This window comes from Moorena sp. SIO4G3 (assembly GCF_010692305.1).
In the GTDB taxonomy this organism is placed as follows: Bacteria; Cyanobacteriota; Cyanobacteriia; order Cyanobacteriales; family Coleofasciculaceae; genus Moorena; species Moorena producens_A.
Genome location: NZ_JAAHIG010000026.1, coordinates 1 through 24925 on the forward strand (window position 1 = coordinate 1; position 24925 = coordinate 24925).

At 43.4% G+C, this 24925-nt stretch carries 12 protein-coding genes and 3 pseudogenes; all 15 read left to right on the forward strand.

The genetic code is table 11. The annotated features are described in order from the left end of the window. Positions 1-94: 94 nt before the first annotated feature. The 15 genes and pseudogenes from F6J99_RS07475 (at position 95) to F6J99_RS07545 (ending at position 24741) form a co-directional block, all read left to right on the forward strand. The gene (locus F6J99_RS07475) at positions 95-4942 is read left to right on the forward strand and encodes a type I polyketide synthase (RefSeq protein WP_293112382.1); all 4848 of its coding nucleotides are present in this window, start codon (positions 95-97) and stop codon (positions 4940-4942) included. 191 nt (positions 4943-5133) lie between these two features. Then, positions 5134-6006, forward strand: a complete 873-nt coding sequence (locus F6J99_RS07480) for an aspartyl/asparaginyl beta-hydroxylase domain-containing protein (RefSeq protein WP_293112383.1) — start codon at positions 5134-5136, stop codon at positions 6004-6006. Between the two features lie 45 nt (positions 6007-6051). Next, entirely contained in the window at positions 6052-9477 is a 3426-nt protein-coding gene (locus tag F6J99_RS07485) for an alpha/beta fold hydrolase (protein WP_293112384.1), read from the forward strand. Positions 9478-9799: 322 nt separating this feature from the next. Continuing rightward, positions 9800-10768: a TauD/TfdA family dioxygenase gene (locus tag F6J99_RS07490; RefSeq protein WP_293112385.1), complete on the forward strand. Its 969-nt coding sequence runs from the start codon at positions 9800-9802 to the stop codon at positions 10766-10768. A gap of 32 nt (positions 10769-10800) precedes the next feature. Further along, positions 10801-11427, forward strand: a complete 627-nt coding sequence (locus F6J99_RS07495; protein ID WP_293112386.1) for a class I SAM-dependent methyltransferase — start codon at positions 10801-10803, stop codon at positions 11425-11427. 930 nt (positions 11428-12357) lie between these two features. Continuing rightward, positions 12358-12591, forward strand: a complete 234-nt coding sequence (locus F6J99_RS07500) for an acyl-CoA dehydrogenase family protein (protein ID WP_293112387.1) — start codon at positions 12358-12360, stop codon at positions 12589-12591. Between the two features lie 162 nt (positions 12592-12753). After that, positions 12754-13512 (forward strand): annotated as a pseudogene (locus F6J99_RS07505) (transposase); the annotation flags it as partial. A gap of 272 nt (positions 13513-13784) precedes the next feature. Next, a pseudogene (locus F6J99_RS07510) lies at positions 13785-14174 on the forward strand (transposase); the annotation flags it as partial. Between the two features lie 44 nt (positions 14175-14218). Continuing rightward, entirely contained in the window at positions 14219-15151 is a 933-nt protein-coding gene (locus F6J99_RS07515; protein WP_293112388.1) for an acyl-CoA dehydrogenase family protein, read from the forward strand. 12 nt (positions 15152-15163) lie between these two features. Next, positions 15164-16762, forward strand: a complete 1599-nt coding sequence (locus F6J99_RS07520) for an amino acid adenylation domain-containing protein (protein WP_293112389.1) — start codon at positions 15164-15166, stop codon at positions 16760-16762. A gap of 4 nt (positions 16763-16766) precedes the next feature. After that, positions 16767-17048 carry an acyl carrier protein gene (locus F6J99_RS07525; RefSeq protein ID WP_229424095.1) on the forward strand — a complete coding sequence of 94 codons (282 nt, stop codon included), beginning with the start codon at positions 16767-16769 and terminating at the stop codon, positions 17046-17048. A 72-nt stretch (positions 17049-17120) separates the two neighbouring features. Next, positions 17121-19961, forward strand: a complete 2841-nt coding sequence (locus F6J99_RS07530) for a type I polyketide synthase (RefSeq protein ID WP_293112390.1) — start codon at positions 17121-17123, stop codon at positions 19959-19961. Positions 19962-20116: 155 nt separating this feature from the next. After that, positions 20117-20284: pseudogene (locus F6J99_RS07535) on the forward strand (zinc ribbon domain-containing protein); the annotation flags it as partial. Between the two features lie 22 nt (positions 20285-20306). Next, complete coding sequence (locus F6J99_RS07540; RefSeq protein ID WP_293112392.1) at positions 20307-23927, forward strand: SDR family NAD(P)-dependent oxidoreductase; 3621 nt, start codon at positions 20307-20309, stop codon at positions 23925-23927. Between the two features lies 1 nt (position 23928). Further along, the gene (locus tag F6J99_RS07545; RefSeq protein ID WP_293112393.1) at positions 23929-24741 is read left to right on the forward strand and encodes a polyketide synthase; all 813 of its coding nucleotides are present in this window, start codon (positions 23929-23931) and stop codon (positions 24739-24741) included. Positions 24742-24925 lie beyond the last annotated feature (184 nt).

Below are 24925 nucleotides of genomic sequence, written 5' to 3' on the forward strand. Positions count from 1 at the left end.
AAGGTTTCGTCTCCGGAAGGCTCAACTCCAATTGCTGTATGACCACTCCTCACTCGGACAACAATAGAATGCACCTTGACCGTATTATCCGGTTTTGTACCGATTAATGACGGTTCAAGAGTATCCCAACGGGTATGTACGTAGTGAAGGTTGTGGCGTTGTGGTTTTGAAGCGCCTCAGTCAAGCTATAGAGGATGGGGACAACATTTTAGCCTTAATTCGAGGTTCTGCCATCAATCAGGATGGGGCGAGTGGTGGTTTAACAGTACCCAGTGGACCTTCCCAGGAAGCAGTAATTCGTCAAGCACTGAAAAATGCAGGGGTCAAGCCGAATGAAGTTAGCTATATCGAAGCCCATGGTACAGGCACTTCTTTAGGAGACCCCATTGAAGCCAATGCTTTGGGTAGCGTTTTTGGTAAGAGGGAAGAACCCTTGATTATAGGCTCCGTTAAAACCAATATCGGACACCCAGAAGCAGCAGCGGGTATAGCCAGTTTAATCAAAGTTGTTCTCTCACTGCAACATAAACAGATTCCACCTCACCTGCACTTTGAGCAACCTAACCCTTACATTGATTGGGAGCAACTACCGCTCCAAGTGCCTAGGGAATTAAGGCAGTGGTCAAGAGTCAATCAACAAAGGTTTGCTGGAGTTAGTTCCTTTGGTTTTAGTGGCACTAATGCCCATGTCATTCTTGCCGAAGCACCAGCAGTTGAACTAAAAAGCAAAGAGCAAACTGCCCAACTACCCCTCCATCTGCTCACCCTCAGCGCCAAAACTAAACCTGCTCTTGAGGAAATGCTTCACAACTATACAGAGCATTTAGCTACTCATCCTAGCCTAGACTTAGCTGATATTTGTTTTACCACGAATACCCGTCGTACCCATTTCCCCGAACGTTTGGCAGTGGTAGCTGACTCAGTGGCACAGTTACAGGAACAGTTGTTAGGGTATCAAGTGGGGGTCGAACATCATCACGTGTTGCGAGGTAGTAAGGATGAATACCAACCCCAGATTGCATTTCTCTTCACTGGACAAGGTTCCCAATATCTCGGTATGGGGCGAGAACTATACGAAACCCAACCGATATTTCGTCAAACCCTAAACCGTTGTCAGGAAATTTTGGGTCCTATGGGAGACGAAGGGCATTTGCTCCTAGACATCCTCTACCAAAGTGATGACCATTCCTTGCTGGAGCAGACCGTTTATACCCAGCCTGTGCTATTTGCCCTAGAGTATGCCCTAGCTCAGATGTGGCTATCATGGGGAGTCGAACCCACCGCAGTTATGGGTCATAGTGTAGGGGAATACGTTGCAGCTTGTGTGGCTGGGATTTTTTCCTTAGAAGACGGCTTGAAACTGATGGCAGCTAGAGGACGCTTGATGCAACAACTGCCTACTAATGGACAGATGGTTTCTCTGTTGGCATCGGTTGAACAAGTGGAAGAAGCACTTGTCGGTAACAGCTTAGTTGGTATTGCTGCTATTAATGGACCCGAGAGTGTGGTGATTTCCGGGCAGCAAGAAGCAGTAAGTCAGGTAGTACAAAAGCTAGAACATCAGGGAATTAAGCATAAGCCCTTGCAGGTTTCCCATGCCTTCCATTCAGCTATGATGCAGTCGATGCTAGCTGATTTTGGCAAGGTGGTGCAAGAGGTTAGTTTCCACCAACCCAAACTTAACTTTATCTCCAATGTTTCAGGTTGTGAGGAGCGGCTGTTACCTACATATACCCAATATTGGCTCGACCATGTAATGAAACCAGTTAGGTTTGCTGCAGCGATGGATACCTTACATCGCCAAGGGCTAGAGATATTTGTGGAGATCGGACCAAATCCAGTTCTCCTGGGAATGGGACGCCATTGTTTACCCATGGACTATGGCATGTGGTTACCGACGCTCCAGCAAGGACAAAGTGATTGGCAAGAGGTACTGAAGGCTTTGGGGCAATTATATGTCCAGGGGGTGAGGCTCGATTGGGAGGGTTTCCATAGTAACTCTACTTACAGTCCAGTTAGCTTACCCACTTATCCTTGGCAGCGAGAACGCTACTGGATTGAAGAAGAACCAAGAAATCTTCTCCAGAAATCTGGTTCACAGAAAAACCGACCTCCGCTATTAGGACAGCGTGTTCGCAGTGCAGCCCTGAAGCAGCAAATTGTATTTGAAAGTCAACTTAGCCCTAATTTCCCTACCTATTTAACTGACCATCGTATCTACGAGAAAGTTATTTTCCCCACCGCAGCTTACGTTGAGATTGTCTTAGCTGCAGGGGCGCAAATCTTTGCCTCAGGAAAGGTGGATAATCACCCACCCTTAGTGGTGAGTGACCTATTGATGGAACAGCCACTAGTTTTGGATGCCACAAACACAACCTCGGTTCAATTAGTGGTAACACCAAATAAATCAGGGTATGATTTTGAGATTTTCAGCCTCAAAAACTCACAACCTGTGGATGAGAATGAAACCTGGACTCGCCATTTATCAGGGTTGATTTTAGCTGGAGTTTCTCCAGCGGCAACAAATTCGCTAGATTTAGCTGAACTGAAGCACAAAATTAACCAAGAGATTGAAATCGAGAATTATTACCAAAAGTTCCGCGACGTGGGAGTAGAGTATCGGTCAAACTTCCAAACAATTGAGGAGTTGTGGTGTTCTCAAGGTGAATCTGTAGAAGTTCTCGGTAAAATTAAATTACCTGAGACAATAGAGCTGAATACAAATGACAGCTTACATCCACTCCTGTTAGATGGTTGCTTGCAGCTTTTGGCAGCTGCTCTTGGGGATAGTCCTGATAGCGAGACAAAAACTTATTTCTTAGTTGGCTTAGAGCGTCTAAATTTTTTCCGTCAGCCCAGCACAAGTGTTTGGTGTCATGTTCATCCGTCAAGTAAGCCCAGCCCCGGTGTACTGTCCTCTTTTGATTTACATTTAGTAGATGAGAACGGAATAGCAGTGGCGGATTTGCTTAACCTACAGGTTAGCCGTGCCAATGAAACTGCTCTATTTGCCAATCAAACTGACGATTGGTTATACACAATTGCTTGGGAAGCAAAGCCCCGTATCTCCAAGAATAATAAAAGGTCTAAAGCAGGTAGTTGGCTAATCTTTAGCGATGGGGGAAAAGAAAGCAGTGCCTTAGCTGAACTCCTCAACCAGCAAGGTAATCGCTGTATCTTTGTTTCCCAAGGGTCATCTTTTGCTACCTTAAATGGCGGTCACTATCAAATTAACCCTACTGAACCAGAGGATTTCCAGAGGCTCATTGCCGCAATAGTAAACCAGGAGCAGCAGTCCGTTTACCGTGGCATAGTTTATATGTGGGGACTTGATGGCAAGCCTGAGGTGTCAGATGTTCCCACTACAGCAATGGGTTTATGTACTGGAATGTTGCATTTGACTCAAGCATTAACGAAAGTTTCTTCCCAGCACAGCAAGAGAACAATACCTCGTTTATGGGTAGTAACTCGCAATACCCAAGCAGTTACAAAAACAAACTTACAACTGCAACAAGCACCATTGTTGGGCTTAGCCCGTGTAATGGTTTTAGAACATCCCGAATTAGAAACTGTCTGCATAGATTTGAATTCGCACCAAGTGAATGAAATCGAAATGCTGCTCGAAGAAATCCTCTTCCCAGAACCAGAAGAGCAAGTCGCTTTTCGGGATGGAGAGCGTTATGTTCCTCGATTAAAACGTGCTGACGCTAAAAATATTGCTCAACCAGCAGAAATTAATTCATCAGGCCGTTATTTAATCACGGGTGGCTTAGGTGCATTGGGGCTGCAAGTGGCAAATTACTTGGTGGAACAAGGTGCACGTCACCTGCTGTTAGTGGGACGAAAAGGAGCAGTATCAAAAGAAGCACAAGCAGGAGTTAGGCAGTTAGAAGAGAAAGGGGCGTTGGTGAAAATTATTAAAGCTGATATTTCCCAAGCCGATAGCGTCACGACACTAATAGCCGAAACTGACATTCCTTTACGAGGGGTAGTTCATGTCGCAGGTGTTTTAGATGATGGAATGCTCAGAGACCAAACCCAGAAACGCTTTGCCAAAGTAATGGCTCCCAAGGTTCAAGGTGCTTGGAACTTACACCAACTGACCAAAGAAATGCCATTGGACTTTTTTGTCTGCTTTTCCTCTATGACCTCGGTTCTAGGCACAATAGGTCAAGGAAATTATGCTGCCGCTAATGGTTTTATGGATGCATTGTGTCATCACCGACAGGGATTGGGATTACCTGCTGTTAGTATTAACTGGGGAGCTTGGTCTACTTCTGGGATGGCAACTCGATTGGATGCTAATCTGCAAAGTCGTTGGGATGCCATCGGTTTTGGTATGATCTCGCCTAATCAAGGAATGTATCTATTTGCCAAGTTGTTGAACAGCAAAGTACCTCAAGTTGGTGCGATGCCCATTGATTGGTCAAAGTATCCTGTTGAAAGTACTTTCTTCACTTACCTCCAGAAAACTACTGACCAAAAGCAAGCGCCAGAGCAAACCTCAGTTAGTATCTTGGAACAAATCAAAGCGGCTGAAAAAGAGCAGCGCTATGAACTTTTAGTAACTCATATCCAATCTCAAGTATCTAAAGTCTTGGGCTACCAGAAAAAGAAGGCATTTTCTGTTAAGGAAGGATTTTTCGATTTAGGGATGAGTTCTCTGACATCAGTAGAGTTGAGAAACAATTTGCAAAATAGCTTGGGCTGTCGTTTACCCGCCACACTCACTTTTGACTATCCCACGGTTAAAAAATTGGTGGATTATCTGATGGCAGAGTTTATAGAAGAAGAGGAGGATGAAGACGAGATATTTGCCTCTGAACAGTCCTTCCCTACAGACACAACAGTATCCACATTCCAACCCCTAGGAGACAGTGATGACGCCGAAGAAATTGCTAAACAATTTGCAGCACAATTAGGTGTGCAATGGGTTGATTAAATTAGTTGGAGCAAATAAGTAGTCGGACATAAATAAACGGTACTGTCTCAAAAACTGTAAAATCCTTGTAACCATTACCCCAAAAGCTTTAGCCGATATTTACAAAACTTTATACAGCACCCAAGACTTTTGTCCAACTACTTAGTATCTATTTTTTGTCGTTGTCATTTTAATATTGGAGAATAAGGCCAATGCAAACGCAGCAAATTGGTTGCCTGAAGAAAAGGATAGACTTTAATCTAGTGGAGAAAGAGCTTGATCTTCTCAAAACCTTTCCAATTTGTACTGGCTACAGCGGTTATCAGGTTGGTTGTTGGCAAAAATTTCCCTTGTTAAATAGCCAGGGTAATGCTCAAGATGGACGGTATTACTCTTACGAAGGTTCCCCTAAAATAACAGAGATTGGCGATAAACTTGCTTACCTTACTTCATTGGTAACAGATATATTTTGTCTGGAGTTTCTTAAGGTAGCTGACATTTTTGAAATGAAAAGTGGTAGCTTTCTTTTTCCTCATCGAGATGCTCTAGACAATCAAGAAGATTTTAAGACTAATTTCGTGAGGCTACATATACCCCTCAAAACTAGCAATGGCTGCTTCAATTCTTGTGGAAAACATGTCTACCATCTGGGACCAGGAGAAATTTGGTTTCACAATGGCTATGCTGTTCACAGTGCTGCAAATTTTTCCCCAGAGTCACGTTTTCATTTAGTTGTAGCTTTCCCTCCTGGCGTTCCTGTCGATGCTTTATTCAAAGATAAATCCGTGACGATGCTGGGAAAGGAAACAATTTCAATTGATCGCGAACCTCTCACTGAAGCAGACATCAGTGGGATCTACAGTCTGAGCAGCATTATTAATGAATACAATTTTAAAGAGATAGTAGCTGTCTTAGGTAAGTTGCACTTTAGCAAACAAGTTAGCTCATCACTGACTTATAAGTGGTTGCAGGAAATTACGACAGCTACAGGTAACCCAAAGCTTATCCACAAGAGTAAATTAGTCAAGGAATTTTTCGTTGGTCCCAGACCTAAAAATCCTGGTGTCGATGTTCAATGGCTTTAAGCATTTAAGAATAACACACTATCAGGTATTTAGTGAGCTAATAAAATGAGTGAAAAAAATGAACAACGCTATGTTCAGTTAATGAAGGTAGCGTCACAAAAAATAGCTAATTTACAAGCCGAAATTGAGCGATTAAAGCAGAAAGAACGTGAGCCGATTGCCATTGTGGGGATGGGGTGTCGCTTAGGTTCAGCCGATAATCCTGAGCAATTTTGGGACTTACTTGTCAATGGCGTAGATGACATGGGAGAAGCCCCGGAAGGACATCATTCCTATCTAGATCCATACTACGATCCAGAGCCTGGTAAGCCTGGTAAGATATACATAAATCGTGCCGCGTTTCTCAACCAATCTCCCGCAGATTTTGATGCCAATTTTTTCGGGATTTCACCAGATGAAGCTGCCAGTCTAGATCCTCAACATCGGCTGGTGATGGAAGTTGCCTGGGAAGCGTTTGAAAATGCCTCACTGGTACCAGAACAACTGGCTGGTAGTCAAACCGGTGTTTTTGTTGGCATATGTGCCAATGATTATGCTTGGCAACTTGCTAAACAAGATCCTACAGCAACAGATCTCTATGTCGGCTCGGGGAATGCCTACAGCCCAGCAGCAGGTCGCCTTTCCTACTTCTTCGATTTTACAGGACCTTGTCTAGCGGTTGATACGGGCTGTGCATCTTCATTAGCAGCTATTCACTTGGCGGTTAACAGCTTGCGACAGGGAGACTGTAATCTAGCCCTAGCAGGAGGTGTCCAGCGATACGGCTCACCCGAATACTGGATTAATCTTTGTAAGTCCGGGATGTTATCTCCAGATGGTCGTTGTAAAACCTTTGATGCGAGTGCCAATGGTTATGCCCGTGGCGAAGGGTGTGGCATGATTGTTCTCAAAAGGCTATCCGATGCCCAATCTGATGGGGACAAAATTCTGGCTTTAATTAGAGGAACTGCTCATGGACAGGATGGACGCACCAGCGGTTTAACCGTACCTAGCGGGTCTTCTCAACAAGCGGTAATTCGCAGAGCACTCGCCAATGCTGGTATTAAACCAAAGCAAGTCAATTATATTGAAGCCCATGGTACAGGTACATCTTGGGGAGACTCAATTGAAGCCAATGCCTTGGGTAGCGTTTTTCGCAAACGAGAAGAACCTCTGCTCTTGGGTTCGGCGAAAACTAATATCGGTCACTTGGAAGGCGCATCTGGTGTCGCAGGTTTGATTAAAATCGTTCTTTCCTTACAAAATGAGTTAATTCCCCCTCATTTGCACTTCAAAGAACCTACGCCCTATGTAAGTTGGGATGAGATGCCACTAAAAGTGACAACTGAACAGACTCCTTGGTCAGCAACTGATAAACCTAGGATTGCTGGACTCAGTTCTTTTGGGTTTAGTGGTATCAATATACATGCGATCCTTTCAGAAGCACCAGCAGTTGCACCATTAAGTAAAGAGCAAACCGCCCAACCACCTCTCCATCTCCTTACCCTCAGCGCCAAAACTAAACCTGCTCTTGAGCAAATGGTTCACAACTATGCAGAATATTTCGCCACTCATCCTAACCTAGACTGGGCACAGACATGTTTTACTACCAATAATTGTCGCACCCATTTCCAGGAACGTTTGGTGGTGATAGCCAACTCAGTAGCTCAGGCACGGGAACAGTTATTAGCCCATCAAGCAGGGATGGAAAACTCCCATCTGTTGCAGGGTAGCAAGAGAGAAAGTCAACCTCAAATTGCGTTTCTGTTCACTGGTCAAGGTTCCCAGTATCTAGGTATGGGGCGGGAATTATATGAAGCACAACCGACATTTCGTCAAGCCCTAGAACGTTGTCAGGAGATTTTAGAGACAATTGGTAATCAGGAGCGATCGCTACTGGAACTACTCTACTATACCGATGACAGTTCTCTGTTGGAGCAGACCGCCTATAACCAAACCGCCTTGTTTGCTGTAGAGTACGCACTAGCCGAGATGTGGAAATCTTGGGGCATTGAACCAAACATTGTCATAGGCGATAGTGTAGGGGAATATGTAGCAGCTTGTGTAGCTGGGGTTTTCTCCCTAGAAGACGGCTTGAAACTCATGGTTGCTAGAGGACGCTTGATGCAGCAACTGCCCACTAACGGAGAAATGGCATCCACTGCAGCATCCGCAAAACCAATAGCACAGACACTTCAAAACAGGGATGTTGTTACCCATGCAGCGTTTACGAAACCAATGCTGGAGGATTTTCGTAACCTGGTGCAAGAGGTAACTTTTCATCAACCTATACTCAACTTTATCTCGAATGTCACTGGTTCTCAAGAAAGCACTTTACCAACTAACCCAGACTATTGGGTTGATCAGATGCTCAAGCCAGTGCAATTTGCCACAGCCATAGAAACCCTCCATAGCCAAGGGGTAGATATATTTATGGAGATAGGACCAAAACCTATTTTGCTGGGCATGGGACAACAGTATTTACCCCTGGGCTATGGCACCTGGCTACCGACACTCCAGCAGGGCAAAAGTGATTGGGAAGGGGTATTACAGGCTTTGGGGCAATTATATGTTCAGGGTATATGGATTGATTGGGAGGGTGTTCATCGTGATTCTGAGTATACTCCAGTAAGTTTGCCCACCTATCCTTGGCAACGAGAACGCTACTGGATCGATGTGAATCAACACCAACCATCCCAAAAAACTGGAACGCTAGTTGAAACTGTTAAGGTTAAACCTGTCCTAGAGATTCCTAATCTTTGGATTAAATGCTCTCAGCCCAATCCAAACGCCGATTTACGCCTATTTTGCCTACCCTATGCAGGGGGTGGGGCATCGATTTTTCGCCTCTGGCATCAAGAATTGCCGTTAAATGTAGAAGTTTGTCCCATTGAGCTACCTGGAAGAGAAAGTCGCATTAGGGAAAAAGCAATCTCAAGTCTTGAAATTCTAACAGATAAATTAGTGGATGTCTTACTGCAATATGTAGATAAGCCATTTGCTATTTTCGGTCATAGTATGGGTTCACTTATTGCTTATGAACTAGCCATAAAACTGCAAGCAAAAAATGTCAATCCAGCGTATTTATTTGTATCAGGTCGTCAATCGCCTAATACCCCCGAGTTATATCCACCCTTTTATTCATTACCAGATGCTGAATTCATTGAGACATTAACTAATATTTACCCTAATATTCCAGATGCTGTCCTCAAAGAAGAAGAACTCATGGGCTTGTTCTTACCAGTTTTGCGAGCAGACATGACGTTAGCCCAAACCTATAGCCAGGAACAAGTAGAGACTCTGAATTGTCCCATTGTTGCTCTGGGTAGTATTGATGATGAGGAAGCTAGTTATGATCGTCTTATTACTTGGCGTGAGTATACCCATTCCTCATTTTCAGTTCAGACATTTCCAGGAGGACACTTCTATCTAAATGAAGATAGACAACCCTTGTTGCAGTTCATATCTCAAACGCTCAAAGCTATACACTAACTGGATGCATATTCCGCATTAAGAATTAAATTCGCCACGGATCGCACCTCAAGAATTTGTATCTGACTGAATTGCAAACCGTTGTATGATAGTATTTAATAATACCTAATATGCTTAGTAGCACTCCCTCTAGCATTAATCTTCAAGACAGTTTTTTGGTGCTTGAAAACAAGCGTTTCCATTACATTTGGTTGCGTCATCATTGTTTATGTCCCCAGTGTTGCGATCCTTGGTCTGGGCAAAAAATTTATGACATTAGCGCCTGTACTGATTTGCCTAAACCACTATCTGCCACACTCAAAGGTGAAAACCTAGTTATTGATTGGCAAGAAGACCCCCCCACCAAAGTGTATTTCCAATTTCATGGCTACTAAACCATGCCTATGACCCTGAACCTAATCCTAACTTTGAGCCAGAGTATATTTTGTGGAATAGTGATTGGTTGAAAGCACATCCTCCACAACAGCATGATTTCAGCAACTGCAATCCAGAAACATGGATGAATCAGCTTTATGTCCTTGGATTTACCCTAATTAAAAATGTACCTCACGAGGCTCTTGAATCATTCCTTACACTAATTGGACCAATCCGTGAGTATGCCAGGGATGGTAAGTTCTCAATACTTAAATCTGTTCGTCCATCATCGGAGTATGCTTGCTCAGACTTGGGTTCTTCATCTAATGAGTTAATACCCCACAATGACATAGTTTCGTGCGATGCATCTCCAATTGTTGGGGCACTTTATTGTGTTGATAATACAACCAGTGGAGGTGAATCTATCCTGATTGATGGTTTTAAGATGGCAGAGGATCTGCGTCGAGAAGAGCCAGAGCATTTCTCAGCCTTGACGGAGATACTGGTGGATTATTGGCATTACTTTGATTGCGGGTCTTACTTAATGCGGAGCAAGAAGCCTATCATTCAGTTAAATCGCCAGGATGAGGTAGTTAGCATTTACTACTCATACAAAAATATGAATATCAACTTGCCATTTGATCAGATTCAGCGCTTTTACGAGGCTTTGTCAGTTTTTATGGGCTATGTGAGAAGTCAAAAGTACCAATACAACTTCCGAATCCAGGCTGGAGATTGTTTGCTGTTTAACAACTCACGGATGCTTCATGGACGAAAATCTTTCGATCCTAGTACAGGATTTCGATATCTTGAAACTGCTGCCGTTGAATGGGATTATTTGAGGTCACTTCTAAATTTGAAATATCTCCAACATCCTGCCATTGAAGGATTATCTATCTTAAATACCCATAGATCTGGAGTGCAGTCTAGTTATTAAATGTTTCATTTTAGTAAGGGTTGATAACAATCATGAATGTGTCAAATAAAGTTCAGTGGGTCTATAGTTCAAAAAATAATCACGAACTCAGCGATCGCTATAACCAATGGGCCAAGGATTACGAACAAGATTTAAATGAAACTTTTGGTCGTCTTAACCGCGAACCTATTGTCGATTTAACAATTAAGTACGTCCCTAGAAATGCTCAAATTTTAGATGTGGGAGCAGGTACGGGTGTAGTCGGTCAATGGCTGCAACAGGAAGGCTTTCACAACCTAGTAGGAATCGATATGTCTGAAGGGATGCTTACTGAGGCACAAAGGAAAAATATCTACACTGAATTGCGCCTTATGGTATTGGGTGAACCTTTAGATTTTCCCAGTGCTACTTTTGACGCCGTTACTGCTTGTGGGGTATTTACTTACGGACATGCTCCGAGCCATTCTTTTGATGAATTGATTCGTGTTACTAAACCGGGAGGATACATTATTTTTACCCTACGCCCCGATTTCTACGAAAGCAGCGATTTTAAAGACAAAATGGCAAATTTAGAAGCACAAGAAAATTGGAAATTAACAGAGCTGGGAGATAAATATCAAGCAGAACATGTGGATCAAGTGCCTATCTATTTTCAAACATGGGTCTATCGGGTAATATGAATTTATTAAATAAATAGCTAGGCAAAAAGTTTAATTTCCTAATTTTGCAGGAACTGGCTACTTCCTGCAAAATTAGGATTTTTTGTTAAACGCTACTAAACGGCTAAAAAGGATACAGGGTATATATTGTAACGATTAGTTTTTCAGTAACTTTTTTACTGCTTCAAACACTAAAAACTGCAAAATTTTTTCAAAATGTGGCGTTGGTGAGTGCGTAATTTTTTCAACACAAGCAGGTATAGTTTTGAACTTTACCTTTAAGGATGACAATACAGCTCTAACTCTTGCTGTAGTTGGGATAGAGCCTTCAAGTATCCCTGAAAATAAAGATATTTATAGCAATTCTACGACTTGTGAGGTACACTTATAGTGAAAACATCAAAAACATGAAGATTGGTGATGAAGCCTTATTCATTGGACTTTAGAAAAAAAATTATTCATAATAACGAGGATATTTCTATTATAAAAATAGCTGAACGTTTTAGAGTAGCGAAAGGGTGTATCTCACTTTTGTAAATTTTGCGTAGGGTGCGTTAGGGGTGGGCTCGCCCTGATTTTCTACCTCTTCGCCACCATTGAAATAGCCCACCCCGTAACGCACCACCGAGTCAAACAGCAAATGAGCCTTTCACTAGTAAAGTAGTACAAATGAACAGTTTAACTTCAGCCTAGATGCTTATTTCGAATCTTTTTTTCTTGCGCTTACCCTGGTTATTATAAGGTTTTTTTTATATTATTAAGCTCAGCTCTATGGTAGGATGGCTACTGCAATATCAAAATTGATAAAACTAAAATAATCATAAAATTAGCGTCATATCAAATGAATTCCAGCTATATACTACCAAGGTAAGAAAATCAAATTCACATAAAATCAAATTAACATTTTGATACAATACAACCGATAAATTAATTAAGATTGTATAAGATTTAATGGATTTTGCTTGGAACAGTCAACAAATTGCATTTAAAAAAAAGGTCATTCGATTTGCCCAACAGTCATTGACCTCTGATCTGATCAAACAGGACAAAGAGGAAATATTTAATCGTGATGGGTGGCAAAAGTGCTGCGAGTTTGGTATTCACGGGTGGCCTATCCCTTGTCGTTATGGTGGACAGGAACTGGATATCCTCACTATTGCTTGTGCTTTACATAAATCCCCCTAAGCCGAAAACCCCGTCACAAAGCGAGCGGGGATGAAGGCTCGCCGTAGGCGACACTTCGTGAACGCAGCGGCTAAAGCCGCCGTGAGAAAAATATTTTGGTAAAATCCGTAATTTGTCGCTGGATGTTGTATAATAAAATGTAAGCAGTTGAGGTCGAAGCTGGTGATAATAGTTGAGTTCAAAGCATATGGCAAAAAGCACCAATATCAGGCTATTAATGAGGCTATTCGAACGGTGAAATTTATCCGCAATAGCTGCATCCGCTTGTGGATTGACAACAAGGGAACGGGAAAGTATGACCTCAGCAAATATTGCAAGGTTTTAGCTAAACAGTTCCCCTTTGCTAATGAATTGAACTCAACTGCTCGTCAAGCTGCGGCTGAAAGAGCATGGTCATCGATCACCCGTTTCTACGAAAATTTCCAGAAAAAAGTACCAGGCAAAAAAGGCTTTCCAAAATTCCAGAAAAACTGCCGCTCGGTTGAGTACAAGCAGTCAGGCTGGAAGTTATCCCCCGATAAAAAGTTGATCACCTTTAGTGACAAGAAGGGTATTGGAAAACTCAAGCTTAAGGGTACATGGGACTTGTGGCGCTTCGACAAGAAGCAAATCAAAAGGGTTAGGATAGTTCGTCGGGCTGATGGGTACTACATCCAGTTTTGTGTTTCAGTTGATATCAACGAAGAGTTGAAACCAACTGGGAACACTGTCGGGCTGGATGTAGGACTGAAAGACTTCTATACTGATTCCGAAGGTAAGACTGAACCTAATCCTAGATTTTATAGAAAAGGTGAAAAACGTCTAAAGTTTTATCAACGTCGGGTTTCTCGAAAAAAGAAAGGCTCTGCTAACCGTCGAAAAGCTATTAATAAGCTAGGCAGGACACACCTCAAAATAAGTAGGCAGCGTGAAGAACATGCGAGTGCGATTCGTTGGTTAGAAACCGGTAACGGGGGATTAACCACAAGGACATACCTTGATAACTTGAATTCCATGTTGGTGAAAAACCAACCCTCAANACCCATTTTGAAAGAGGTGCCACATGACAAGGAACCCTATTATGAGGAGCCGTATGATGGGAAACTATCACGTACGGTTTTGGAGACGAGTCAGACGCGGGGCAACCCCCTGGCTTAGTTTAATAGAGACTCGCATGTTGCGTAATCCGTTCGCGCAGCGTCGGCTACGCCGAATCTAACGATCTGGTCGCCTACGAAGACCTGAGGGTAATAAATTTGGTAAAAAATCATTGTCTTGCTAAGTCTATTAATGATGCAGGTTGGTATCAATTTAGAAAATGGTTAGAACATTTTGGAACTAAGTTTTGCAGGGTCACTGTTGCAGTAAACCCTGCCTACACTAGCCAGAATTGTTCCAGTTGTGGCGAGGTCGTAAAAAAGTCTTTGTCAACCAGGACTCATATCTGTAAATGTGGTTGCCAATTAGACCGCGATCATAATGCTGCGATAAACATTTTAGAAAGAGCTTTGAGTACGACAGGGCATGTCGGAACTTGGGTCATCGACCCGAACGCTTGCGGAGATTCGGCCTCTATTCTTCTTGGTTCCGACCAGGTTGAGTAAGTTGAGTCGTTGAAGCAAGAATCCCCGCGTCTTTAGACCGGGGAGTGTCAAAAGGATTAGGATATGGCTGCAAAGATAATGGATTGATTTTTGCGATGAATGCCCATATCTGGGCTGGGGAAATGCCTCTCCTGACCTTTGGGAGTGAAGAACAAAAGGAAAAGTATCTCCCTTTACTGTGTCGAGAGGGGTGGATTGCATCCCACGCAGCCAGCGAACCACAAGCAGGGTCTGATATCTATAGTCTCAAAACCACGGCTCAAAAAGATGGAGATAAATACATTCTCTACGGGCATAAACATTATGTGACCAATGGAACCGTTGCAGACCTGTTCATCATTTTTGCTAATGTAGATCCGTCTCTTGGGAAAGAAGGGTTGACAGCTTTCATAATCGAAAAAGATACCCCTGGTCTGGTTGTCCAAAAGACTACGTCTACGATGGGAGTACGTACCGCTCAAGTAGCGGAATTGAAGTTAGAAAATTGTGAAGTATCAGCCAGTCATCGATTAGGTAAGGAAGGGGCGGGCTTAGCCATATTCAACCACAGTATGGAGTGGGAGCGGGGATTTATTCTCGCCTCTGCTGTGGGAACTATGGAACGGTTATTGGAGCAGTCTATTCGTTACGCTAGAACCCACAAGCAGTTTGGTCAAGCAATTGGGAAATTCCAATTAGTTGCCAATAAGTTAGTGGATATGAAATTGCGATTGGAGAGCGCCAAAGCCCACTTGTATAAGGTAGCTTGGATGAAAGAGCATCAGAAAATGGCTCTAATGGAAGCTTCTATAGCTAACCTGTACATTAGTGAAGCTTGGGTTAAGTCAGCTCTCGAAGCTATCGAGGTTCATGGTGCATACGGCTATTTAACCAATACAGAGTTAGAACGAGAGCTGCGGGATGCTATTGGTAGTAAGTTCTACTCCGGTACCTCTGAAATTCAGCGAGTAGTGATAGGCAAATTCTTAGGGTTGTAAAAGAGCACTACTATGTCATATTTACTCCATCATCTACTAATCAGCAGTGCTCAAACCCATAGTAATTGTGTTGCTGTGCAGCAACAAGAGCGCACCATCACCTATCGTCAATTAGATGAGATTAGTAACCAATTGGCAAATACCTTGAAGTATGTAGGGGTAGAAAGGGGAGACCGAATTGGTATTTACCTTGATAAGTCAATTGAAGCTGTAATTGCTATCTTTGGCATACTGAAAGTTGGTGCTACCTATGTACCTTTAGATCCCCATGCACCCATCAAACGGATTGCCTTTATTATTAGCAACTGCCAGATCAAGACACTAATTTCAACTCAGAAAAAGATAAATAGTTTAGGAAACAATTCCCTAGAAGAGTTACAGAGTATCAACAGTGCGATCCTTGTAGATAATGAAGAGCAAGCCATGCAATGGTTGGGGAAAACAATTAAATGGTCAGAGGTTTTGCAAGCTCCTTCTAGTCCACCACCGGAGCCAAATCTGGTGGAAAACGATCTGGGTTATATCCTCTACACCTCTGGCTCCACCGGAACCCCAAAAGGGGTAATGATTAGCCATCGCGCATCTCTCACCTTTGTGAATTGGGCGTATGAGACATTTCAGGTCACTGGGGAAGATCGGGTTTCCAGTCATGCGCCATTTCATTTCGATCTTTCCATCTTTGATATTTTTACAACAATCAAAGCAGGAGCCACAGTTATTCTACTCTCACCGGCTTTATCGGTCTTTCCTATTAATCTAGCTAAATTCATTGCTGCAGAGAAGATTTCAATCTGGTATTCAGTACCCTCTATTCTTACCAGTTTGGTATTGTATGGTCGCTTAGAAAAACATAGCTTCCCCGCCCTGAGAACTATTTTGTTTGCAGGAGAAGTTTTCCCCATCAAATATTTGCGTCAGTTGATGGAGTATATTCCCCAGGCTGGTTATTACAATCTCTTTGGTCCAACTGAGACGAATGTCTGTACCTACTACCAAGTTCCATCACTAGATGTTGAAATCACTGAATCCCTTCCCATTGGTAAAGCCTGTGCTAATACCGAAGTTTTTGTCTTGAGTGAAAGTAATGAATTGGTTGCGAAAGGTGAGATTGGTGAGCTTTGTGTCCGTGGACCTGGATTGATGACAGGTTACTGGAATTTGCCCGAAAAAAGTGCCAAAGTGCTTTCTCCCTTTACCTTACATCATTGGTTAGGGTCTGAAATGATCTACCATACGGGGGACTTGGTTAAACAAGCTCCAGACGGTAATTATATCTTTTTAGGTCGTCGCGATCACATGATTAAGAGTCGCGGCTACCGCATTGAATTAGGTGAAATAGAGAGCGTTTTGTACAGCCATCCTGCTGTGGATGAAGTTGCAGTTATTCCCATCCCCGACAATGAAATTGGTAACCGGATCAAGGCTGTGGTGGTAACCAGTAGTGGAGAGGAATCTGTAGGAGTGAGGGATGTCTCCAGACAGACTTTAAAATCTTTTTGTGCAGAGCGGCTCCCCAAATATATGGTTCCCGATTCGTTCGAGTTCCTTAATACCTTGCCTAAAACTTCAACTGGTAAAATAGACAAAGTTAAATTATCTCAGGAGCAGTAATCACATGATAGAAAATCAGACAATGACAGAAGAAAAGCTCGAACAAATGCTCAAAGAATTCATCACTCAAGAGTTGGCTTATGACCAGCCTGACTTGGTTCTAACTAACGACTTAAAGATTATTGAGCAACGGGTCATAGACTCAATGGATATCTTTCGGTTGGTTCGTTTTGTGGAAGAAGAAGTAGGAATTTTTTGGGAACCTGAAGAATTCGTTTTACAAAACTTTGAAACAATTGACCATATCAAAGCCTATGTACTCCGTGAATTAGCGTCATCAGTATAAAGGGATAAGTATTGTGACCCGTCCTTTCCATCCTAATTTGGGATGCCCTTACCCTTATCAAGAAATTCAATTATGAACAAAACAGCTTACCTCAACCATGACTCTGACCTTAGAGAAAATTGTCACCAGGAGCCCATCGCCATCATTGGGATGGGATGTCGTTTTCCAGGTAAGGCTGATTCCCCAGAGGCTTTTTGGCAACTATTAAGTAATGGTGTCAATGCAGTCAAAGATATTCCCTCTTCTCGTTGGGATCTAGAGAGATATTATGACCCCAATCCTACAGCAGGCAAGTTTTATGTGCGTTCTGCGGCTTTCCTTGAACCAGAGGAAATAGAAGAGTTTGATGCCGAATTTTTCCGCATGGCATCCCGGGAAGCAGCTAGCTTAGATCCCCAACAGCGTTTACTTTTAGAAGTAAGCTGGGAAGCTCTTGAACATGCAGGAATTGCACCCACCTCCTTAGCGGGTAGCCAAACAGGTGTATTTGTAGGTATTCACTGGGATGATTACTCAGCAGAACGCTTTTATATGGTGAATCCGAGTGACCTCAATGCTTACCCCACCTTGAGCAATTTGCGGAGTCTATCAGCAGGGCGAATTGCCTATGTGTTAGATTTGCATGGCCCTACACTACAGGTTGATACAGCTTGTTCTTCCGGTTTAGTATCGGTTCATTTGGCTTGTCAATCCTTGCAGAATCGTGAGAGTAATCTGGCTATCGCTGGTGGTGTTAGTCTGCTACTCTCTCCTAAACTAACCGTTGGCTTCTGTCAAATGAATGTCTTAGCCAAAGATGGTCGCTGCAAAACCTTCTCGGACTCAGTAGATGGATTCGTACAGGGAGAGGGTTGTGGGATGATCATTTTGAAACGTCTCAGGGATGCTCTTCGCGATCGCGATCCGATCTTGGCAACCATCAGAAGTTCAGCAATCAATCACGATGGCTACAGTTTAACCCTCACAACCCCTGCGATTGCTGCCCAGGAATCAATGCTACGCCAAGCTGTAGAAAACGCTCAAATCGAGCCTCAGCAAGTTCAATACGTTGAAACCCATGGAACCGGAACACCTTTAGGGGATCCTATTGAAGTCAAAGCCTTGGCAAAAGTATTAGGGCAAAATCGTCAAAACCCATTGGTAATTGGGTCGATGAAGACCAATATGGGGCACTTAGGAGCAGCTTCTGGTGTAGCTGGTTTAATCAAAACTGTCCTTTCGCTCCAACATAACCATATCCCCCCCAATTTACATTTTGATAAACCCAATCGACGCATTCCTTGGCATAAATTAGCCGTTACCGTACCAACTGAGCTGATGCCTTGGGCAGAAAATGAACCAAAACTGGCAGGGGTAAGTTGTTTTGGTATGAGTGGAACTAATGCCCATGTAATTTTGGAAGCCCCCCCCAAACCGTCGCAAGTTGAGCTTTCTACTGAGCTAATTGAACCTAAATACCATTTACTTACTTTATCTGCTAAGAGCGAAAAAGCTCTCAATGCACTCACACAGAATTATTTAACTTTCTTAGACACAACAGAGTATTCTTTAGGGGATATTTGCTATAGTGCTGCCACTGGACGTTCCCATTTTTCCCATCGATTAGCGATGATTGCCAACTCGAAAGCAGAGATTAGGCAACAGCTTGATAGTTTGGTCAAAGGTGAGAAAATTACAGGTCCGATCCAAGGTGATACTTACGGTTCAGTGCCTAAGATTGCTTTCTTATTCACTGGACAAGGGTCACAATACGTTGATATGGGGCGGGAACTTTATGAGACCCAACCTACTTTTCGTCGAGTGTTGCAGCAATGTGATGAAATACTGCACTCCTATTTAGATCGACCTTTGTTGTCAATCCTTTATCCCAACGAACCAGAAGACATCATCAATCTCACAGCCTATACCCAACCTGCTATATTTGCCTTTGAATATGCTCTGGCAGAGTTGTGGAAATCCTGGGGAATTATCCCTGATGTGGTAATGGGACATAGTGTGGGTGAGTATGTGGCAGCATGCGTAGCGGGAGTGTTCAGCTTAGAAGATGGTTTAAAGCTAATCGCAACTCGCGGAAAACTGATCGGGAAATTACCACAGGAAGCCCATGGCAAAATGGTTAGCGTCATGGCGAGTGAAGAACTAATCAACTCTGCAATCGCACCATATGGGACAAAAGTTTCTATAGCTGCGGTGAATGGACCCCAGAGCATAGTTATCTCAGGTGATAGCCCATCCATCGATGCCATTGTTACTGAACTGCAAGCCAAGGAAATTAAAACCCGCGAATTAACAGTTTCCCACGCTTTCCATTCCCCCCTGATGGAGCCAGTGTTAAAGCCCTTTGCTCAAGTTGCGGCGGAGGTCACCTATTGTTCACCCCAAATCCCCCTCATCTCAAATCTTACAGGGGAACAAGTCACAGATGATGTAACAACTGCCAATCATTGGGTGAACCATATTCGTCAGCCCGTGAGATTTGCCGATGGTATGAATACCCTGCAAAAAATGGGGATAAAATGCTTTGTAGAAATTGGAGCTAAACCCATTCTTTTAGGCATGGGAGCGAATTGCCTACTTGATGAAACAGAACATTACACATGGCTACCTAGTATCCGCACTGACGCAGAATCTTCGACTTTGGTAGAAAGTCTAGCGCAATTGTACGTTCGCGGTCTCAAGATTAATTGGCAAGGGTTTTTCTCAAGTGAGCACCATCGCAAAGTAGTATTACCCACTTATCCTTTTCAAAGAGAGCGCTGTTGGGTGGAAGTACAGCAGGAAAGAGTTGCTAGAAAGAGCAGTAAAATCTCTGCCCATCCGTTACTACAAGAGCGAATCTATTCATCCGTACTCAAACCAGGAGAAGTCCAGTTTGAAGCTTACCTTGCTCACAACGATTTAGCTGGCCGGTAAAAGAAGCCCCACATCCTGATGCGTAGCATCTAAGTACAGGACAAAAAGCTTGAAATGAAGAGCAGGATAGGGTTATTAGAAATACCACAATCTGCCCATAACCGCTATGAATCAAGAAGCGCGAATTGAAGCAATTACTCCAAGAACATTTAGACGAACTAAAAGACCGCATCCACTCTTGTCCTCATTGTGGTTATGTAGCTGACAGAGATGTAAATGCGGCGATCAATATATTGAATTTGGCGGTGGGGCATCCCGTCACAAGTAAAGCTTACCGAGTAACCGAAGGGATACCTGGTGTTGGTAAGAAGCCCACACTGTAATCTTTGATGAGCGTGTGGGAGTATGTCACCTTACTTGTTAGACCATCGTGCTTTTGGTCAAGCGATTATGCCTGCTAGCGCCTACTTAGAGATGGTTTTGGCAGCAGGGAATCAACTGTTGGAGACTCCGTCGATAACCTTTAAAGAGGTAGCCATTGAAAAAGCCCTCAAACTGGAAGAAATCCAAACAGTGCAACTGGTTTTGACCTCCGATGGGGAAGGCTATTCGTGGCAAATTTTTGGTTTAGTTTTTATCGATGAAGAGCCTACTTGGACGCGCTACGCAGCAGGAAAGATTAGTAAAGGCAAAGAGCAACCAACTTCAGAATTAAACACAGATTTAACCACCATTAAAACTCGTCTGCCACAACATCAGGATATCAAAGCTTTCTATCAGCAAGTCGCTACTCAAGAATTTGTCTATGAGAGCAACTTCCAAAATTTACGGCGCTTGTGGTGTTCTGAGGGAGAAGCCCTTGGACAAATTAATCTAGCTAAACATCTTCTCAATCATCCCTATCATTGGCATCCAGCTCTCTTGGATGGATGTTTCCAAGTGATTTTAGCAGCTTTGCCTACCGACTCTTCAGATACTTATTTACCTGTTGCCTATCCCCATTTCACCTTTTGGGAAGATCCAGATCGAGAGGTTTTCAGTTACGTTAAACTTCATGGTCAACCTGGTCAAGAAACCCTGAAAGCAGACTTGCAGTTGGTGGGTAAAGAAGGCAAAGTTTATGCTGAAGCCATAGGTTTGCAACTGAAAAAGGCTCGATCTCAATCATTACAGCAGAAAGAACTCTGGAAAGATTGGCTTTGCCAACTGGCTTGGAAAGAAGTTAAGAAAACAGTAGGAACCCTAAAGTCAGTTAAACAGGGCGATTGGCTAATTTTAGCAGACCGCACTGGTCTAGGGGAAAATTTGGCAGAGTTGCTGAGTATACACGAACAGCGATCGCACTTAGTCTATACTGATAAAACTGATCATAAATTGAAGCCAGGTCAAGATTCTCTTAACTGGACAAACCCAGCCGACTGGCAGCAATTGTTAGGGAAGGGATCTTATCAAGAGGTAGTGTACCTTTGGGGGCTTGACGAAAAGGACTCCTGTGATTCTAGTTGCGAGCAAGTATTACATCTAGTTCAAGCTTTAATTTCAGCTAATATCTCTCCCCGATTGTGGTTAGTCACCCAGGGAGCACAGTCAGTATTCAAGGATGATATTGTGAATATCTGGCAAACCCCTATGTGGGGATTAGGTAAAACCCTTTCTCTGGAACACCCAGAATTTGCAACCACCTGTTTAGACTTAAGCGCTGATCGCCTCGACAATGAAACCGCTAAGTCTTTGCTCCAGGAATTACTTACTCCCGATCAGGAAAACCAAATTGCCTATCGCGATGGGGTTCGCTATGGGGCTAGGCTGGATTATTCCCAACCTGTACAAACACTAGCTAACGCTCCCGTAACGTTGAAGTTGAACAGTTACGGTACCCTTGACAATTTAGCATTAGTTCCCTTGGCTTCCTCTTCCTTGGCACCAGATGAAGTAGAAATAAAAGTTAGGGCGAGTGGACTTAATTTTAGAGATGTGCTGCGTGCCTTAGGCATGATGCGCGACATCGAGGAATCTTTAGGGATTGCTAATTCAGCAAAGGATATATTGTTCGGCTTTGAATGTGCAGGCACAATTGAGCGTGTGGGCAAACAAGTCTCTGATTTCCAAGTGGGTGATGCTGTGATTGCCTACGCATCAGGTAGTTTGGCAAGTGTGGTTAAGGCTAAAGCAACATTGGTTGTTCCCAAACCACCGGAACTCAGTTTTGAAGAAGCAGCAACAGTTCCGGTTAATTTTTTGACCGCCTATTACGGTCTGTTGAAGTGTGCCCAAATTGGTTCCACAGACCGCGTATTAATTCACAATGCGGCGGGAGGTGTTGGTCAAGCAGCAGTTCAATTGGCAAAGCTGAAAGGAGCAGAGGTATTTGCGACAGCTAGCCCACCCAAGTGGGATTTCTTAAAGTCGGTGGGCATTAAGCATATCTACAACTCACGTACCCTTGAGTTTGCTGAGCAAATTATGGCTGACACCGATGGCAAAGGTGTGAATGTTGTCCTCAATAGTCTAGCTGGTCAGTTTATTGATAAAAGTTTTGATGTGCTTGCCCAAGGAGGGCGTTTTGTAGAAATCGGTAAACTTGGCATTTGGGATGAGCAGAAATTGCAAGCTTTGCGTCCTGATGCGGCTTATTTCCCCTTTGATTTAGGGGAGATGGATGGGGCGAAAATTTCTACCATGTTGTTGGAACTGATGAACTTATTCAAGGAAGGTAAACTCAAGCCCTTACCCCTTAAAGCTTTCTCCATCACCGAATATGTCAATGCTTTCCGCTATATGCAGCAAGCCAAGCACATTGGTAAGGTAGTGTTAAGTTTTCAAAATCCAGAAAATTGCTTAGTCCGCCAAGACAGCAGTTATCTGATTGCAGGAGGATTGGGCGCATTAGGATTGCAGGTGGCTCAGTGGCTGGTGGAACAAGGTGCTAAACATATAGTCCTCACCGGGCGAAGCAGTGTCAAACCAGCAGCAAAGGAGGCTATTAAACAACTAGAGCGCTCAGGTGCTAAAGTCTCAGTCGTTCAAGCTGATATTTCTCATCAAGAAGATGTGAAAAAAATCTTGACCCAATGTCCTAATTTAGCTGGTATCATCCATACCGCAGGTGTTTTAGCTGATGGTTTGTTAAGGGAACAAACACCGACGCGCTTCCATACCGTTATGGCATCGAAAGTGCAAGGAGCTTGGAATTTACATCTTTTGACTCAAGATTTACCCTTGGACTTTTTTGTCTGTTATTCCTCCGCTGCTTCTTTGTTGGGTAATGCAGGTCAAAGTAATTATGCAGCAGCTAATGCCTTCCTTGATGGCTTAGCTAATTATCGAAGAGCGCAAGGATTACCTAGTTTAAGTATCAATTGGGGACCTTGGGGCGAGGTAGGAATGGCAGCAAAACTTTCTAGTCGCTTGAAAGCTCAAGGTTGGGGTATTATTAGTCCTCAACAAGGTTTGCCAGCATTAGACTACTTAGTAAAACACGGAGATAGCCCTCAAGTAGGTGTTTTGCCGATGAACTGGTCAACATTCTTAGAACGAATGCCAGAAAATTGGCCATTCTGGGAGAATTTCCAGACAAATATTGTTAAATCTTCTCAAGAACAACCAGCCTTACTTGAGCAACTAAAAGCGACTCTAGCTCATGAGCGACGCACCATCTTAATGGAGCATGTTCGTTCGGCCATCAGAAAAATAATTGGCTTGAATCCAAGCACGAGGATTGAAGCGCGTCAGTCTTTGTTTAACTTAGGACTTGACTCCCTAATGGCGGTGGAATTGAGAAACAATCTGGAAAAAAGTACTGAACATTCCTTGCGCTCAACTCTGCTATTTGACTATCCCACTTTAGAGGCATTGGTGAATTACCTGTTGCAAGAGGTCCTCATTCTAGAAGATACAAGTGCCCAGACCGCCGATGAGGAAACAACAACATCTAGTCAAGTATTTGAGGAACTTTCGGAAGAGGAAGCAGATATTTTACTAGCCAGCAAGTACGAAAAATTAAACAGATTATTAGGAAATATTTAACATGGTTCAAACTCCCGCCAAACCAACCACAGTGCAGTTGCTCCAAGCTCTAGAGGAAGCGAGTTCCAAACTAGAGGCTGTTCAACAAGCAAAAACAGAACCGATTGCCATTATTGGCATGAGTTGTCGTTTTCCCGGTGCAAAAGACCCAGAGTCTTTTTGGAATCTGCTCTCCAATGGGGTGGATGCAATTCAGGAAGTCCCTGCTAACCGTTGGCAGATTGATGAGTGTTACGATCCCGATCCCGACGCTCCGGGAAAGATGTATAGTCGTTATGGTGGCTTTTTGTCGGAAGTTGATAAATTTGACGCTCACTTCTTTGGCATCTCACCTAGGGAAGCCATGTCCCTTGACCCACAGCAACGGCTACTACTAGAAACAAGTTTTGAAGCTTTAGAAAATGGTGGTCAGTCATCAGAAAAGCTATTTGGCACAGCAACGGGTGTGTTTGTGGCAATTAGTACTTTTGATTATGGGATGCGTTTGTCACAAGCGCGATCGCAAATTGATGCTAACCTGGGTACAGGTACCCTTTTAAGTCCAGCAGCAGGACGCTTGTCCTATAGTCTGGGATTGAAAGGTGCAAGCATGGTAGTGGATACAGCCTGTTCTTCTTCCCTCGTCGCCACCCATCTGGCTATCCATAGCTTGCGTAACAGGGAATCTGACCTAGCTTTAGTGGGCGGTGTGAACTTACTGCTGGCACCAACCCTAAGCATCAACTTCTCAAAAGCGCGGATGCTTGCCCCAGACGGTCGTTGTAAAACCTTTGATGCTAATGCCTCGCAATTAGACCCTTTAAAGTTGGGATAAATCGGGATTTATCGGTACAAATCCGACATGGACATTTAGCTAGCGCTAGAGTATATATAGAATATAAGATTCAGACCTGACAATGCCCAAGCCCAAAACAGTAAGAGCAACAAAGAAAATATCAACTCAGATTGTCCCCGTAGCGGGGATGACTGAGTCGGTTAAGACTGAACTGCTCTCTACA

What these genes read in the sequence shown, in the direction of transcription:
- F6J99_RS07520 (WP_293112389.1), top strand. Translation starts at nt 15,164, where the DNA reads ATGTCATATTTACTCCATCATCTACTAATCAGCAGTGCTCAAACCCAT.
- F6J99_RS07495 (WP_293112386.1), top strand. Translation starts at nt 10,801, where the DNA reads ATGAATGTGTCAAATAAAGTTCAGTGGGTCTATAGTTCAAAAAATAAT.
- F6J99_RS07525 (WP_229424095.1), top strand. Translation starts at nt 16,767, where the DNA reads ATGATAGAAAATCAGACAATGACAGAAGAAAAGCTCGAACAAATGCTC.
- F6J99_RS07480 (WP_293112383.1), top strand. Translation starts at nt 5,134, where the DNA reads ATGCAAACGCAGCAAATTGGTTGCCTGAAGAAAAGGATAGACTTTAAT.
- F6J99_RS07530 (WP_293112390.1), top strand. Translation starts at nt 17,121, where the DNA reads ATGAACAAAACAGCTTACCTCAACCATGACTCTGACCTTAGAGAAAAT.
- F6J99_RS07545 (WP_293112393.1), top strand. Translation starts at nt 23,929, where the DNA reads ATGGTTCAAACTCCCGCCAAACCAACCACAGTGCAGTTGCTCCAAGCT.
- F6J99_RS07540 (WP_293112392.1), top strand. Translation starts at nt 20,307, where the DNA reads ATGTCACCTTACTTGTTAGACCATCGTGCTTTTGGTCAAGCGATTATG.
- F6J99_RS07500 (WP_293112387.1), top strand. Translation starts at nt 12,358, where the DNA reads ATGGATTTTGCTTGGAACAGTCAACAAATTGCATTTAAAAAAAAGGTC.
- F6J99_RS07485 (WP_293112384.1), top strand. Translation starts at nt 6,052, where the DNA reads ATGAGTGAAAAAAATGAACAACGCTATGTTCAGTTAATGAAGGTAGCG.